The following is a 15,852-nucleotide window of genomic DNA, read 5'->3' on the forward strand; positions in this document are numbered from 1 at the left end:
TTGATTACTCCCGAACGGAGCCGCTTTGCTTTGCACGGGCGAGAAGATTGTCGATCCCTTGCCCAAAATCCCTCGCAACCTCCGAACGTCCAGCGTCTATATTCAGACTGTTAACAAGGGTATCGGTGATCACCTTGTTTGCAATCCTTCGCGTATGATTGTTGCAAAATAATGAAAGAACGCCTCGCCCGAATCGTCGTGATGCAATAACTTGATGCTAATGCTAAAAAAATATTGGCCGCAATGAAAAATATTAGAACTCTCAGTTGTATTAAAAGTGAAAGGGGGTGCGGAGGTGTACAATTCATATGAGCTCAATGAATCTGTGCGGCGGGCCTTGGATCTATATTCACAGAGCATGATCAAAATTGCCTTTGCGTATTTGAAAAATATAGCTGATGCAGAAGAAGTAACACAGGAAGTATTTCTCACCTATTTGCAGAAGCGACCTATATTTGAAAACAGTGAACATGAAAAAGCGTGGCTGATTCGAACAACCATTAATAAAAGTAAAAATATGCTGAAAACGGGTTGGTTCAAAAGCAGGAACCCTGTTCCCGAAGATCTTAGCTATCTCCCGAAGGAAGAAAATGAGGTGTTACAGGCTGTGCTGGCCTTGGACAAGAAATATCGAATTCCGATTCATCTGTACTATTATGAGGGATATTCTATCCAGGAAATTGCAGGTATCATGCAGTCCAAGTCGGCAACGGTAGGAACATGGCTCGCAAGAGGACGTCTTATCTTAAAAGAGAAGATTGGAGGCCTGGAGGATGAAGAAATCTGTTTATAAATCTGCGATGTCCCGTGTGAAAACAAGTGAGGATTTTCAAGAGGCAACGTATCAGAAGTTGAGGTCGGAAATGGAAAAGACAACACAAACCAATAGGATCAATCAAAAGGAGCTGTTAAAAATGGAAAAAGCCAAGAAAAGAACGTTAACAGGTTGGACAGTCGGTATTGCAGCATGTGCGATATTATCGGTTGGCATCTTCGCGATGAACCAGAACACATTAAATACAACACCCGAGCCCTCTGCTGTTGTAACGAAACCTCTTGTGGGTAAAGTGGCAGTCAATATTGATGGAGCCATCTCCGAAGTGAGTGCGGACGGCAAAAGCTTCAAGGTCGGTGACCTGTGGGTGGAGGTAACAGATAAAACGGAGCTGGGCAGTAAAGAACCGACAGCATCGGAGCCATCTGAAGAGCTGCTACAAAAAGAATTTAAAGTCGGTAATATTGTATCCGGCTACACCTCTCAGGATGCCAGCACCGGTAAGGTGACTGCAGATGTTATCTACAACAACATGGCTCCGCAGAAGGACAATGCAACGAACCCACCTATTGTAGGCAAAGCTGCAGTCAATATTGAGGGCGAGATTACGGAAGTAAGCGCAGATGGAAAAAGCTTCAAGGTTGGCGGCTTATGGGTAAACGTAACATCAGAAACCGAACTGGGCATTGAAGGGCCAACGGCTGCCAAGCCGTCTGAAGAGCTGCTGCAAAAGGAATTTAAAGTCGGCAATATCGTATCCGGATTTACGACAGAGGATGTAAGCACAGGAAAAGTGAATGCAACGCGCATCTACAACAACATGGCTCCGCAGAAATAAAATATATACTGCTGAAGCGTAAAGCCGGCAATTTATCATGGACAGCTGATGGCTGGCGTTTAGTATGCGGAATGGTAAAAATGACGATGAAAGCTAAAGTAGAGAGTGAAAAACTGCAAGATCGCACAGATTCATCCAGATGCGTTCTTTGCAGTTTTTTTAGGGCATAGACGAATTGCCCTGCATGGATGCATGAAGCGTCACTAGCCGTGATACGCTGAAATTGCGGCGAGGCTGGATTTGAAAGGAACGGGCGATAACACGTTCTCTCCGAATCGCGACATTACGCGATCCGAGTTCTCGGAAATTGTTGTAGTGGGTCTTGGTCTGATGGGTCTGGACATCCCAGAAAACAACTTCTCCGACGTTCCGGCATCGGCTTGGTACGAAAATTCGGTAGCGATTGCGAGCGAATTTGGTATTGTTCGCGGCTATAGCAACGGTTTGTTCAACGGCAATCAGGAAATTACGCGTGAACAGGGCATCGTGATGATTGCCCGCGCATATAATCTGATTAACCCGCAGCCTGCACTGAGTGAGGAGCGGATCGATTCGCTGCTCGCCGGTTACGGCGATGCGGCAAGCGTAGCCGGATGGGCAAGACAGGATGTAGCGCGTTTGATCGAAGCCGACATTTTGCAGGGACAAGGGCAAATGCAGCTTAACCCGAAAGCGAACATTACGCGTGCCGAAGTGGCGGCGCTCGTGGCAAGACTTCTCAAGACAACGGATCTGATTGACAAGTAAACCAGGATAATTCCAACAGCCATCGCCGGCCTTCAAAGCCGGCGATGGCTATTTTGGATTCTGTGGGGGTACTACATATGTTAGAACTGATTAAGAACAGAGAAAAGGAATATAATTTTAGATAAGATGGAGGAGATGGGAGCAAGTTGATGAGTGACAAGAAAATGGTCGCAGTATTAATTGGAATCGCAGCTGTGTTGTGGTTTATTACAAGCTTGTTTTTCACCAGAACTTCTTCAACGAATGATATTTATTTAATCCCTGAGGGCTTTGAGGGTGACATTAGGGTGAATTATAACGTTCAAGGTGCACCGGCACTTGAGAAGGATGGTAAATATGATGTCATTCCAATTAGAGTCGATGGGACTTACGATACCTCAAAACCTGATATGGAATACGGGCTAGTGACAGACCAATATTTTTATGTCAGCCATGACCATGACGGACGGCGAACTCCGATAGATGAACGTTGCGTCCATGTCAGAGGAAATGGTTCATCCGAGATTGGTTCAAGCATCACAAGACATAACGATCTGACCATTACCCTCACAAAGTGCAGTGAAGATTTTCGTGCTTGGGGAAAGTAAATACACTTATTAAAATCATTATGCTTTAGGAAAAACGCTAAAGGAAATGATAGAATTAGGGCAGGCTAGTTATGGTTAAAACAGTTTATACCCTAAACAACAAAATTCGTATAAAATAAAAGTATTCTTTTGAAAGTGAGCTGAAAACTGATGATGTGGTCACCTCTATTTGAAAATGATGTACCTGTAGTTATTCTCCCTTAACGGTTGAAAAACTACATCTCCGTTAAGGACAGGAATGGTCTAGAAAAACGGAGGGTACAAAATGAAAAACACCTTATTAGGTTCTTTGTATTTATCACTCGCTGCTAGTATTTGGGGCGGGATGTACGTTGTGGTAAAACACGTGGTAGACTTTGTGCCACCACTTGAATTAGTATGGATTCGCTATGTAATTGCGTTTCTTGCATTGCTAATTATTGGCGTTGTAACAAAACAATCATGGCGTATTGAAAAACGAGACTTGCTATTAATTTTCATGATTGGACTTATTGGAAATACTATTTCTATCATAACCCAAGAAGTTGGTACGATGCTTTCTACTGCACAAATGGGTGCCATTATTACTTCAACGACACCTGCATTCATGGTGTTATTTGCGCGCATCATCTTAAAAGAAAAAATCACGTTTAAAAAAGCAACTTCTATTATTTTAGCAACAATCGGTGTCGGCATTATTGTCGGAAATGCCGATATCGATCCAACTCTTCAACTTGGTGGTGTATCACTGCTTATTGCAGCACTTACTTGGGCGCTTATGTCTGTTCTTATTAAACGGGTACCCGGGCAATATTCACAAATTGTCGTAACGTTCTATACAACCCTTGTAGCCATTGTTTTACTTACCCCTTTTACAATTAGCCGATTACCTGAGCTTGATGTTCAAGCCATGATGCATCCATCTATTTGGGGCGGTCTTTTGTACTTGGGCGTTATTTCGACAGCATGTGCCTTTTTACTGTGGAATCGTGGACTGCAAATGCTTAATGCTTCAAGTGGCGGATTATTTTTCTTTTTTCAGCCTATAGTCGGTACTTTTTTAGGGTGGTTATTGCTAGGTGAACAAATTGGCTTGTCTTTTTGGATGGGTACTATATTCATTTTTACTGGTGTACTATTAGTCATTCGAGAAGAATGAGCATCAAAAAAAAGCTGACCGGCATAATTTGCCGATCAGCTTTTTTGTTACGTTAACGGGATACAATCGTTCAACAGCACATCGGCAGTCCAGCCTATTATTTTGTCGTTTGTGGCATCAATTGACTTTGATTCAACGGGTGAGGTATACTTTTCGTGAATCAGAAAAAGGATTTTTTATTAAAATTTGGATTAAAAGGGTTTGGGTTGCTGTCGGAATAAATGAGTTGCTCTTCATCAATTTTCACTAGTTTTGTCCCCAGCCTAATCGTAGATTACCACACGTATTCTATATGTTGGAAGGAGATGGTGGCATTGAATTCAAGAGACACGCTAGAGCAGATGATGTTTACACCGGAGTTTAAGCAGAACCCCTACCCCGTCTATGAAAAATTACGAGCAAGCAATCCTATTTTTAAGCAGTTTTTCCCGAATGGCCATTATGGCTGGATTATAAGCAAATATGAAGACGCTGTGGAAGTGCTCAAGGACCAGCGTTTTATTAAAGACATAGCCAAAGTCAGCAGCATCGAGCAAACGAGTGTAATAGGCAAAAACATGCTGTTCTCCGACCTGCCGGATCATAAACGATTACGTGGATTTGTGCAAAAAGGATTCACTCCACAGATCATTGCGGGAAAGCGAGAGCACATTCAGAAAATTGCCGATGATCTTCTCGATGCGGTATCCGCTGGGCATACAATGAATCTGATAGACGATTACGCGTTCCACCTTCCCATTATTGTTATTTGTGAAATACTGGGGATTCCTACTGAAGATCGTGAGAAATTTCGAAGCTGGTCAAACTCCATTATCGAAGCCTCCTTTGAGGAGCGCAGTCGGGAAGCATCTTTGCAAGCCCAGGATGAATTCGTAGAGTATCTTCGTGAGCGCTTCGCCATTGTGCGGGAAAACCCCGGAGATGACCTAATTAGCCAACTGGTAGTTGCAGATGAAACGGGAGATCAGTTATCGGAAGGGGAGCTGTACGGGGTAGTTACCCTGCTCATCATTGCCGGTCATGAAACAACGGTCAATTTGATCGGCAATGGCGTGCTTGCGCTATTAGAACACCCGGAGCAGCGCGAGCAGTTGATTCAGCATCCTGAATATATTCATGGCGCCATTGAAGAAATGCTGCGTTACAACGGCCCTGTAGAATTCAGTACGGCCCGCTGGGCAAGCGAAGATCTGGCATTCAAAGGCCATATGATACAAAAAAATGATCTGGTCATCGTAGCGCTTGATTCCGCGAACCGTGATCCAGAGCGTTTTAGCCAGCCAGATGTATTCGATATATCACGGGGCAAAAGCCAGCATCTAGCGTTTGGTAAAGGAATTCATCTCTGTCTGGGGGCACCTCTCGCCCGATTGGAAGGAGAAATCGCGATCAATACGCTGCTTCGGCGTTTTCCCAAGCTTGAGCTTCAGGCTAATATTGCCGATTTGGAATGGAGACCAGGCATGCTTGTACGCGGAGTTAAAGAACTTCCGCTGTCTATCTAATTTTAAAGCTTCGACATTAGGAACAAACAACATGCTATTATTTCTAGGCTGCCTGCGGGCAGCCTTATTCTTTTTCCACATGCTATAATAAAACCAAGTTGCGAGGACAAGCTATTATGAGGATTATGCACATATTGCATGCTGCTGATCGACTTTTATGGCACCATCGAACTTGGCAATGACTTATACAAAGGAGTGGAGAAATCAATGATTAGCAAGGTCGGGCAAATTATGCTGTATGTAAATAACCAAGATGCGGCACGGGATTTTTGGACAGAAAAGGTTGGGTTTCATGTCGTTTCTGAAGAAGACAATGGTCAAGGCATGCGATGGATTGAAATTGCTCCGGCCGAGGGTGCAGACACAACGATCATTCTCCACAATAAGGAATTCGTCGAAAAAATGTCTCCCGGGTTAAATTTGGGTACGCCTTCGCTAATGTTTTTCTCAGATAATCTCGATCAATTATATAGCGACTTGTCCAATAAACAGGTCACAGTCGGACAAGTGGTAGAAATGCCGTCTGGCAGAGTATTTAACTTTGCGGATAATGAAGAAAATTACTTCGCTGTCATGGAAAAAAAGTAAATGCGGCTCATTAGAGCTGAATCCATATCCATTGAGGTGGTCGACGATCAAGTCGGTCGCCTTTTTTTAGTCATTACCTTTCATGGCACTCCCAAAATGGTTATTGTTGTTTGGTTGTATAGACGGCTGTTTCATTTGCCCTTAAGATAAAGCTATTCCTAATCGGATGCACGCTTTGAGCAACAAACGGGGGTGTAGGATGAACGGAAATTTTAAGCTGAGAAATATACGGGCTTCAACGTTTTTACGAAAATTGTCCATTAAGCATCGACTGTTAATTGCCTTCCTGATCACCTCTCTCCTGCCTGTCTTCTCCGTAGCGCTTTATTCGAACATTAGATATGAGACGTCTATTTCAGAAAAGCTAAGCACGTCCACCCTTCAAGTGCTGTCCGAATCCGCGACGAATGCTTCCAGAGAACTTGCGCAATACGAGACCCTTAGTGAATCCATTATTATTAATAGCCTGATACAAAGCGGGCTCCAGCATATGAACAGCATGACTGATTTTGAGAAATACGGCTTGCAGACCGATATTAAAGATGCTCTGGGGGAGCAAGTCTTTCGCCTAAGCAATATTTCGAATGTCGTGATTTTGACAAATGAGGGCCATATCTTTTTTGATCTGGGGTATGAATGGTATCCGCAAAACCAAATCGCTGATTCGCTGCAAGGCATAACGGGTACGGCCGGCAACATAAAGTGGACATATCTGCATTCCAACCGGGGCTCGGATAAAATTGCTTTGAGCCGGATTATTTTTTCCCAAGATAATCTGAATCAAACATTAGGCTACCTCGTTATCGTTATTGATGAGAAGGTTTTTTCGCGCAATACATTTGAACATGTGGACCTCGGAAAAGGAGGCAGGCTCTATATTACGGATAATAGCGGAGTTGTCGTGTCCTCCGTATCTCCTTCGATTCCCCATGGGCAAACGTATAACCAACAAGAGGTGTTTAGCACCATGATTTCGAATGCGCCTAACAAAACCTTTTATGCGAATGTCGATGGGGAACGCGTACTCGTAGGCAGCGCTTATATCCGATCAGCAGACTGGCACATGATTGGACTTATTCCGCACTCGTATATTATTTCGGAGCTTTCGGCGATTAGAGGAAGCTTGCTGTATATTTGCTTGTTCATTCTTCTGTTGGCTGGGCTGCTTGCCATGTGGATTTATCGCAGTATTAATAGACCAATGCGCGATTTGCTCCAATACGCGACCCAAATTAAGCTTGGAAGGCTGGAAACTAGACTCGGTCTTACTCATTCTGACGAAATGGGGCGGTTATCTGAAACGATCAATCAAATGGTCGCTCGGCTCAAAATGCTTATTTATCAGGTGGAGGAGGAGCAGCAGGCGAAGCGAGAGGCGGAGCTTAAGATGCTTCAGGCTCAAATCAACCCTCATTTTCTGTTCAATACCTTAAACTCCTTGAAGTGGAGCGCGATGATGAGCGGGAACGAAAATGTGGAGCAAGGGATCGCGTCTTTATCCGAGCTGCTTCATAATACGATTTTGGACACCGAAGAAATGATTACGCTGGAAAAGGAAATCGACAATTTAATGCACTATGCCGTCATTCAGCGGATTAGATATGGCGACTCGTTTAAACTCGTATGCCGCATGAGTGATGATCAGCTTTATCGATGTCTTGTTCCGCGATTCATCCTTCAGCCTATTGTAGAAAATTCGATTTTGCACGCGGGCAGCGGGGAAGGTCGCAGAGTGCACATTACCGTAGACGGCTCTATTAACGAGGGAAGGCTGCTGCTTCAAATTTCCGATGATGGCAAAGGCTTCGATATGGCAGAGGTTCAAGAGCGGAAGTATTCCCATGAGAAGCTGTCAGGGATAGGGATGAGCAATGTGGAGGAGAGAATTCGCCTTCATGTAGGAAAGCAATACGGGATTGAAATCTCAAGCCAGCTGGGCCTTGGGACGCAAACCTTAATCAGCTTGCCAATGACGATGAAGGAAGGGGAAAGACATGTATAAAGTCATTATCGTAGATGATGAAATGATCGTTCGTCATGCCGTCAAAACCATCATTAAATGGGAGGATAGCCGGTTCGAATACGCGGGCTCTGCTTCGAGCGGGGTGTCGGCCATGGAGCTTGTAAGAAGAACCAATGCGGATATCGTCATTACCGATATTAAAATGGCTGAAATGGATGGCCTTAAACTGATTAAAGGCTTGATGGCGGACGGATTTAAAGGCGAAGTTCTCGTTCTCAGCAACTATAATGATTTCGATCTAGTACGCGAGGCACTTAAGTTCGGCGCCTACGATTATATGCTCAAGCTCACATTGAAGACCGAAACCTTCATGCAAACCCTTGAAGAAATGGCAGCAAAGCTGGATGCCAAGAGGAGCCATTTTAAACCTCAAACAACAACGGTAGAGCAGGCCGATGGAGAGCTGGAGCAGCTGTATGATTTATTGAAAAAGCATGATCTAGGGGAAGAGCTTCAGCTTAGTCCGAATATTTTAAATCAAAAGGAACGGCAAGCAATCTCCCTGCTTAAAGGCTTATGCTGTTATACATTTACGTTATATATGCCAGATGGCGAGCACCAAAATCATCAGACGATAGACTTTCATGAAACGTTAGAAAAGCTAGCCGAAGGGCTGTTCCCGAACAAACATTTTTTATTTGTATTTCATCCCCGTCCGAACCGTTACATAATAATCATCGCTACTCCCTTGATCCAAAACATGGTCGATCCCGAAGAAATAGCTCAACGTTTGATCAAACTATCGGAAATGTATTATGGCCTAGATATTAGCGTCATTTATGGGCAAGCCGCAACATCATTTAAAAATCTCATCGAGCAAATGAGCTTAAATAGGGAGGCAGAGGCGCTTCGATTTTATGCGGCGTATCAAGAAGGCTGCCAGTCTAATGCCAGGCTTGCCGTAGATACTAATGAGGGATTTCGTACAGCTGAAGCTAAACTGCGGGAGAGTCTGCGCGGCTCTGGCGACAGTGCAATTGAACGTTGGGTGGAAAGCGCATTTTTATTGATGGAATCTGCCGCCAAGCATCGTATTCATTCGAAATCGCTGAAGCGCATATTAGCAGGGGGCATTTGGGGGCTTTCTAATGTGGCAGCCTTGCAAATGGACATGCCTTGGGACGAAAAGGGCTGGCTCGAAAAAGTCGAAGCAGCGGACTCGGATTCCAGCCTCAAGCTGCTCATTAAAGAGATTTCGGATGAGATTTTGGGCTCTTTAGGGAAAGGAACGCAGCTTTCTACTTCTACTTTACGCCAGGAAATACGGCTAGCTCTAGCCTACTTAGATAAACATTTTGCTGATCGAGTGTCGATTTCAGATGTAGCCTCCTATGTAGCACTTTCTGAACCTTATCTATGCCAGCTTTTCAAAGCAGAGACAGGAAGCAGCATTTTGACCAGGCTCAATGAAATTCGTATGAACAGAGCCTATGAAATGCTCCTATCTGGCAAGTATCTAGTGAAGCAGGTTGCCATCGAGGTGGGCATTCCAGATCCTTTTTATTTTAATCGCCTATTTCGAAAGCGCTTCGGCCATGCCCCTAAAAACATAAAAAAAACTCCGCCCGTTTAAAAATAAAAATCTTAAAATTGTCCATAATCATCCGCTCTTTTGTTCATTTAGCGATGCTCCTTGCGAACTTATAATAAAGTTCATTACCAACGAAAGGGGTCACTAAATCAATGAAAAAAAAGAATTGGTTTACTTTTGCAGCTGTAGCTATTGCGCTTACTACGACGTTAGCCGGTTGTGGGTCGGGCAACAGCCCGAGCAATGAATCGACACCGCCATCCTCTGCATCCCCATCGGCTTCGGATACAGCTGCTGCATCCCCGTCTGAAGGTGCTTCGCCAGCAGGCAAAACATTTGAAAACCCAGAGCTGGACGTTGCGGTCTTCCAAGGCGGCTATGGAAGGGAATTTTGGGATAGCGCCGCTGAGGCCTTTATGCAGGATTACCCTGGCACCAAAATCAACATCACCGCCAGCCCGAAAATCGGCGAGCTCATTCGACCAAAAATCGTTGCGGGCAATCCGCCCGATTTTATGTACATTTCCGGCAGCGACAATACCCCGCTCGTAAATGGGTTGATTAAAGACAAAGCGCTGCTTGATTTGACGGAGGTGTTCGAGGAATTAACGCCAGAGGGTGCGCCTCTCAAGGATAAAATTCTCGATGGTGTTTTGAATTCACGGGCAACGTCCCCGTATGATGATGGCAAAGTGTATTTGGCACCTTATAACTTCGGCGTCATGGGCCTGTGGTATAACAAAGCGCTGTTCGAGGCGAAAGGGATTACCCCGCCTAAAACATGGGATGATTTCTTTGCTGCAAATGCGGCGGCGAAAGAGAATGGACGCGCATTATTGACGTACCAAGGCATTTATCCAGGCTACTTGGAGGAAATGATTGTTCCTGCCATTTATGCAGCGGGCGGCCAAGAGGCGCTGAAGCAATTTTTCGACTACGATCCTGAGTTTTGGAAAAGCGACACGTTTAAGCAGGTATGGGGCCTCATGGAAAAAATCGCAACGGAAGACAATGCTTTGATGACGGGCACCGTTGCACTTAACCACACGCAATCGCAGACGGCTTTCCTTCAAGGCAAAGCCATGTTTATTCCAAACGGCAGCTGGTTTGAGGATGAAATGAAGGATGCGCCGCGCGAGGATGGATTCAGCTTCGGTTATCTGGGTGTTCCTTCGTTCGGAGCAGACAAACCGGTATCGGCCCTGACGAATGTGGAAACGGTAGTCATTCCAGCGAAAGCTAAAAATCCAGAGCTTGCCAAAGAATTCCTAAAGTATTTGTACACGGATAAAATCGTTCAGCTCAATGGCGACAAGGCAAAAGCGGTTATGGCGGTAAAAGGCGCGCCAGATCTCGTTAAAGCGTATATTACGGAGACGACTTACAACGTTTATAAGGCTGCGGATGACGGCATGATTGCGGTTAATGGCGCATTTAAGCCTGTGGCCAAGGGCAGCAAATTCAACCCTAGTGATGAAGTCTACAAGCCATTTTCCTCGATTATGAGCAAGCAGATGACTTTGGATCAATATGCTGAAAAGCTGTATAAGGTGTATTCGGAAATTCAGAAGGAGCTGGAGGCTGCTGGGGCACAGTAGGAAGTAAGCTGTGAGGCTGAACGACGGGAATGCGTTGCATGGCGCATAACTCTAAAAACGGGATGAGATGAGGTTTTTACCTCAGCCTCATCCTTTTTTCATGATTGCAGATTCATAAACCTGAAGGATTTTATGATTCCCTGCATTTTCCGATGAACACCTAAAAATCCTCTATATAAATCTGCCGTTTTGTTCATTTGGTTAACGCTCTTATGATTTTATAATGAAGCTCAGCTGGTAAAGCAGCATACGCTCCAAATGCAGGGTTTCACCGTCTCATTCAATGATCGACAGGTTATCGATTGGAGAGGGGCTGATTAGCATGTAGCGATATCTGGGACCAAAAGGCTGAAAGATCGTAGGCAATCCATTGCTCAGCTTTGCGTCTGAATCAAATAAATGTGGGAGGAAGCAATGAAATGAAAAAACGCATGTCAAGCTTATTGGTATTGCTGTTTTTATGTTCCTCTATTTTTATGATTGGGCCTGTAGCGGTAAGTGCAGCAAATACGACGTATTATATTGATTCTTCCGGAGGGAACGATGCAAATAACGGCACCTCCACAGCCACCGCTTGGAAAACGTTAACGAAAGTGAATGCCACGACGTTCCAGCCAGGTGACCAAATTTTGTTTAAGTCGGGCGGGGTATGGAACGGCCAGCTGTGGCCTAAGGGCTCAGGAGCAGCGGGCGCTCCCATCACAATCGATAAATATGGCGGAACGGCAAAGCCCATTATCAATGGCGGCGGAACGCAAAGGGATTATCAAGCGACCGGCGCCGTTATGCTGCGAAATCAACAGTATTGGGAAATTAGCAATCTTGAAGTCACGAATGACGACAACTTTAACGTAGATTTGGTAACGACTACTTATGCAAACGGCAAGCCTACCAACATAAGAGACGGCATTCTGGTTGTGCTGGATACGAATCAAGTGGCGGCAGGCGGCGACACGATCATGGATCATATTTATATTCATGATAATTATGTGCATGATGTCGATAGCCCGAACGAATGGCCGAACCAGTATGGCAACGCCTCGTTCAATGGCGGCATTATGTTTTATGTCATTGGCGCTTTAAAGGCCAACATGACGTTCAATGACGTAAGGATTGAAAATAACACAATCGAGAAAGTCGATTTGCTCGCCATTGCCAATTTTAATTACACGACGACAACGGCCTTCCAAGATGAAATTGAACCTTATAACTTGTGGCAAACGAACATTTATATCGGTCACAATTACATGCGTAATATTGGCCAAGGCGCCATTGACGTATGCGATGCGAAGGATGCAATCGTCGAATACAACGTCGTAGACGGCTGGTCCAAGCGCTATAACGCGGAAAGCGCAGGCATTTACCCGTGGAAATCTCAAAATGTAACGTTCCAAAATAACGAGGTTTATGGCGGACCGACGACGACGGGTGCTAACAATGGAGATGGAACAGCCTTTGATTTTGATTCGCCCAATAGCAATATCGTCTATCAATTCAACTATACCCATAACAACCCAATGGGATGGATGTCCTATCTGGGAAGAAGCAGCAATAATATTGCGAGATATAATATCAGCGACGATAACGCTGCCTATTTGATCAAGTTTGGTTGGTTCGACGTCGATAGCTCGGCTACGTATTTCCTGAATAACGTCTTTATTTATAACGGCAGTGTAACTAAATTCACGAATTCCAACGCTAATCTGGCCTCCACTTATTTCAAAAGTGTGCCGTATTATTTTTACAATAACGTTTTTTATGACAAAAATACCCCTTCCTCCAGCTTTTGGCCGAGCAGCTCCGGCAGCTATGGAACGGCTGTATTTAGAAATAATGCGTTTTATGTGACCAATGGCAGCCATGCGGCTGGCGAACCGAATGATCCGGCGAAAGTGATCGCACCTCCTCAAATGGTCAGCCCTGGGCAGGCGCCAACTTTAGGGGCCAATGGCTTCACAAGTGGCGCCACCGTATGGGATGGCTACAAGCTGCAGGCCACTTCTCCACTCATTAATGCCGGTTATAATGTGCCGCAATTAGGAACGACCGATTTTTATGGAAATGCATTATTTAATGGGGCGGCTCCGGATATTGGTGCCTTTGAATCGACCGTTACAGGCGGGGGTGGAGGAGGCCCGACATCGGTCACGGTAGGCGGAACGGTAACGGCAAGCTCTACAAGCAGCCCGACAGGAGAAGAGAAGGAAAAAGCCTTCGATGCCAATATTTCGACCAAATGGCTAATCACAACGGGAACAGGCTGGATTCAGTACAAATTTGTAACCGGTGTCTCTCATACCGTAACCTCGTATGCGATAACGTCCGCTAACGATGTGCCGGCGAGGGACCCGAAAAATTGGACGCTGCAGGGCTCAAACGACGGAACGAGCTGGACGACGCTGGATACGCGCACGAATGAAGCATTTGCCACCCGTTTCTTAACCAAAACGTATACGTTCAGCAATTCAACTGCTTACTCGTATTATCGCCTGAACGTAACGGCGAATAGCGGCGGTGCAGCACAGCTCCAGCTCGCTGAAATTGGTTTGTTCACGTAAAAAGGAAGGCAGGGGCCGCCGTTTATCGTTCAAATATAGGAAAGTATATGATTTTTCTATCCTTTCTCTATATTCCACCCTCGAAACGGTAGCTTTGCCGCCAGAGGACGGCGACAGCCGTTTACGCTTGGCACGGCGGCTCCTGCAAATAAATAATAAGCCCATTATAGACCATTGTGCTGCAAAAAGCCGGCAAGCATGATCGCATCACCTGCGGCAGGGGGAAGGAATGAAAACGATGACCATGAAAACGAAAAGAACCTTTTTCATCCTCGTATGTTTATTGCCAGGACTATTGCTGTTCTCCTTGTTTAAGGTGTATCCTACGTTTCAAATTTTTCAAAAGTCGCTGTACCTGTGGACGGGGTTAAGTGATGAGCCGAAATATATCGGGTTTAAAAATTTTGCCGATATGCTTCACGATGAGACGTTTCTGCTGTCCATGCGCAATACGGGCTTTTTAATGCTGGTCGTGCCGATTGTTACGATTATGATCGCTTTAGTTAATGCATCCATTTTAACGCAATCGAAGCTCAAGGAACGTGGCTTTTACCGAACGGTTTTCTTTTTTCCAAGCATTCTGTCGTTCGTTGTCATCGCAATCCTTTGGTCCTTTATTTATCATCCTACGATGGGATTTGTAAACACTGGCCTGGAGATGGTTGGACTTGAAGAGTGGGCGAAGCCGTGGCTGGGCGATCAGCGCACCGTCCTTTGGGCATTGGCGATTACGTTAATTTGGCAGGCGGCCGGGTATTACATGGTCATGTATATGGCAGGGATCGACAGCATTTCACCGGAGCTTTATGAAGCTGCCGACCTTGATGGGGCAACCCGCATACAGCAATTTTTCCGCATTACGATTCCGATGCTTTGGGAGATTATTCGCGTCACGATTATTTTCAGCATTAACGGTGTCCTTAGCATTAGCTTTATCATTGTTTCGATTATGACAGGGGGCGGGCCTGACCGGCATTCGGAAGTCGTTATGACTTATTTGTATGCCCAAGCCTTCACCAACTCGAATTTTGGCTATGCGATGGCGATCGGGGTTGTCGTATTTATGATTTCGATGCTGCTCGCGCTTGTAAGCAATAAATTAACCGAAAGGGGATCGTATTAACATGTCCTCTTTAACATCCATTACGGGAAAAACCGTTCTTCGCCTCTTTTTACTCGTGCAGGCCCTATTAGTCGTCTATCCTCTTGTGTGGAATGTACTGGCGTCCTTCAAAACCAATACAGAGGTTATGGAAAATCCTTGGAGGCTGCCGTCGAGCCTAAATTGGAGCAACTATGTTCATGCTTTTTCGACGGCGAAAATGGGCGATTACATGATCAACTCCGTTATCATCGTTATATTATCGATGGCTGTGCTGTTGATTGCGGCGGTTCCCTCTGCTTACGTGCTGGGGCGGATGAAATTCCGCTTGCGTGGATTTATATCGCAATTTTATATGGCTGGGCTGTTTATCGGAGGCGTCTACATTATCGTGCCGCTGTTCATTTTAATGAATGAATGGCAGATGCTCGATAATCGCTTTTGGTTAAGCACCGTTTATGCGACAGGAAGCTTGCCGTTCTCTATTTATTTGCTTACCGGCTTCATGAAGTCGATCCCGCAAGATTACGAAGAAGCGGCCATGATGGATGGCTGCGGCTATTTCGGGATTTTGCTGCGCATTATTGTACCGATGGCACGGCCGGGGATTATTACGCTGACTGTCTTCAGCTTCTTTGACTTCTGGAATGAATATGTGCTGGCGATGACCTTCATTACCAGCGACAGCAAGAAGACGATACCGGTTGGTTTGTCTAATTTGATGCAAATCCAGCAATTTGCTACAGATTGGGGCGCCCTTTTCGCCGGCTTGGTCATTGTGCTTGCGCCAACTATTATCGTCTATGCGCTGCTGCAGAAAAAATTAACAAACGGCATGTCGCTTGGTGGAGTAAAAGGCTAG

The 15,852-nt window shown here is 45.2% G+C and carries 14 protein-coding genes; 13 read left to right on the forward strand and 1 reads right to left on the reverse strand.

Features of this window, described 5'->3' with window-relative positions:
* Nucleotides 1-4: 4 nt before the first annotated feature.
* Nucleotides 5-133, reverse strand: a complete 129-nt coding sequence (locus tag WH37_RS37110) for a hypothetical protein (RefSeq protein WP_269431335.1) — start codon at nt 131-133, stop codon at nt 5-7.
* A gap of 162 nt (nt 134-295) precedes the next feature.
* On the opposite strand from WH37_RS37110, the gene WH37_RS19880 reads away from it, so the two are divergent.
* From WH37_RS19880 to WH37_RS19940, 13 genes are all read left to right on the forward strand, one after another.
* Complete coding sequence (locus WH37_RS19880) at nt 296-793, forward strand: RNA polymerase sigma factor (protein ID WP_052737092.1); 498 nt, start codon at nt 296-298, stop codon at nt 791-793.
* The gene (locus tag WH37_RS19885; protein ID WP_046232370.1) at nt 774-1,613 is read left to right on the forward strand and encodes a DUF5666 domain-containing protein; all 840 of its coding nucleotides are present in this window, start codon (nt 774-776) and stop codon (nt 1,611-1,613) included. Before WH37_RS19880 ends, WH37_RS19885 begins: the two co-directional genes overlap by 20 nt.
* 240 nt (nt 1,614-1,853) lie before the next feature.
* Nucleotides 1,854-2,360: an S-layer homology domain-containing protein gene (locus tag WH37_RS19890; RefSeq protein WP_046232371.1), complete on the forward strand. Its 507-nt coding sequence runs from the start codon at nt 1,854-1,856 to the stop codon at nt 2,358-2,360.
* Nucleotides 2,361-2,509: 149 nt separating this feature from the next.
* On the forward strand, nt 2,510-2,947 hold the full coding sequence (locus WH37_RS19895) for a DUF6843 domain-containing protein (protein WP_052737093.1): 438 nt from the start codon (nt 2,510-2,512) through the stop codon (nt 2,945-2,947).
* A gap of 265 nt (nt 2,948-3,212) precedes the next feature.
* Nucleotides 3,213-4,085: a DMT family transporter gene (locus WH37_RS19900; protein WP_046232372.1), complete on the forward strand. Its 873-nt coding sequence runs from the start codon at nt 3,213-3,215 to the stop codon at nt 4,083-4,085.
* Between the two features lie 305 nt (nt 4,086-4,390).
* A complete protein-coding gene (locus tag WH37_RS19905) occupies nt 4,391-5,590 on the forward strand; it encodes a cytochrome P450 family protein (protein ID WP_414812007.1) in 1,200 nt (399 codons plus the stop codon).
* A gap of 207 nt (nt 5,591-5,797) precedes the next feature.
* Nucleotides 5,798-6,178: a VOC family protein gene (locus WH37_RS19910; protein WP_046232444.1), complete on the forward strand. Its 381-nt coding sequence runs from the start codon at nt 5,798-5,800 to the stop codon at nt 6,176-6,178.
* A gap of 199 nt (nt 6,179-6,377) precedes the next feature.
* Nucleotides 6,378-8,180: a sensor histidine kinase gene (locus WH37_RS19915; RefSeq protein WP_231594295.1), complete on the forward strand. Its 1,803-nt coding sequence runs from the start codon at nt 6,378-6,380 to the stop codon at nt 8,178-8,180.
* Entirely contained in the window at nt 8,173-9,774 is a 1,602-nt protein-coding gene (locus WH37_RS19920) for a response regulator transcription factor (RefSeq protein ID WP_046232374.1), read from the forward strand. Before WH37_RS19915 ends, WH37_RS19920 begins: the two co-directional genes overlap by 8 nt.
* Before the next feature lie 110 nt (nt 9,775-9,884).
* Nucleotides 9,885-11,330 carry a carbohydrate ABC transporter substrate-binding protein gene (locus WH37_RS19925; protein WP_046232375.1) on the forward strand — a complete coding sequence of 482 codons (1,446 nt, stop codon included), beginning with the start codon at nt 9,885-9,887 and terminating at the stop codon, nt 11,328-11,330.
* A gap of 419 nt (nt 11,331-11,749) precedes the next feature.
* Nucleotides 11,750-13,888 carry a discoidin domain-containing protein gene (locus WH37_RS19930; protein ID WP_046232376.1) on the forward strand — a complete coding sequence of 713 codons (2,139 nt, stop codon included), beginning with the start codon at nt 11,750-11,752 and terminating at the stop codon, nt 13,886-13,888.
* Nucleotides 13,889-14,117: 229 nt separating this feature from the next.
* Nucleotides 14,118-15,011 (forward strand): carbohydrate ABC transporter permease, encoded by an 894-nt coding sequence (locus WH37_RS19935; RefSeq protein WP_082110917.1) that lies wholly within the window; start codon nt 14,118-14,120, stop codon nt 15,009-15,011.
* Nucleotide 15,012: 1 nt separating this feature from the next.
* Entirely contained in the window at nt 15,013-15,852 is an 840-nt protein-coding gene (locus tag WH37_RS19940) for a carbohydrate ABC transporter permease (protein WP_046232377.1), read from the forward strand.

The sequence above is a fragment of the Paenibacillus algorifonticola genome (assembly GCF_000971975.1).
In the GTDB taxonomy this organism is placed as follows: Bacteria; Bacillota; Bacilli; order Paenibacillales; family Paenibacillaceae; genus Pristimantibacillus; species Pristimantibacillus algorifonticola.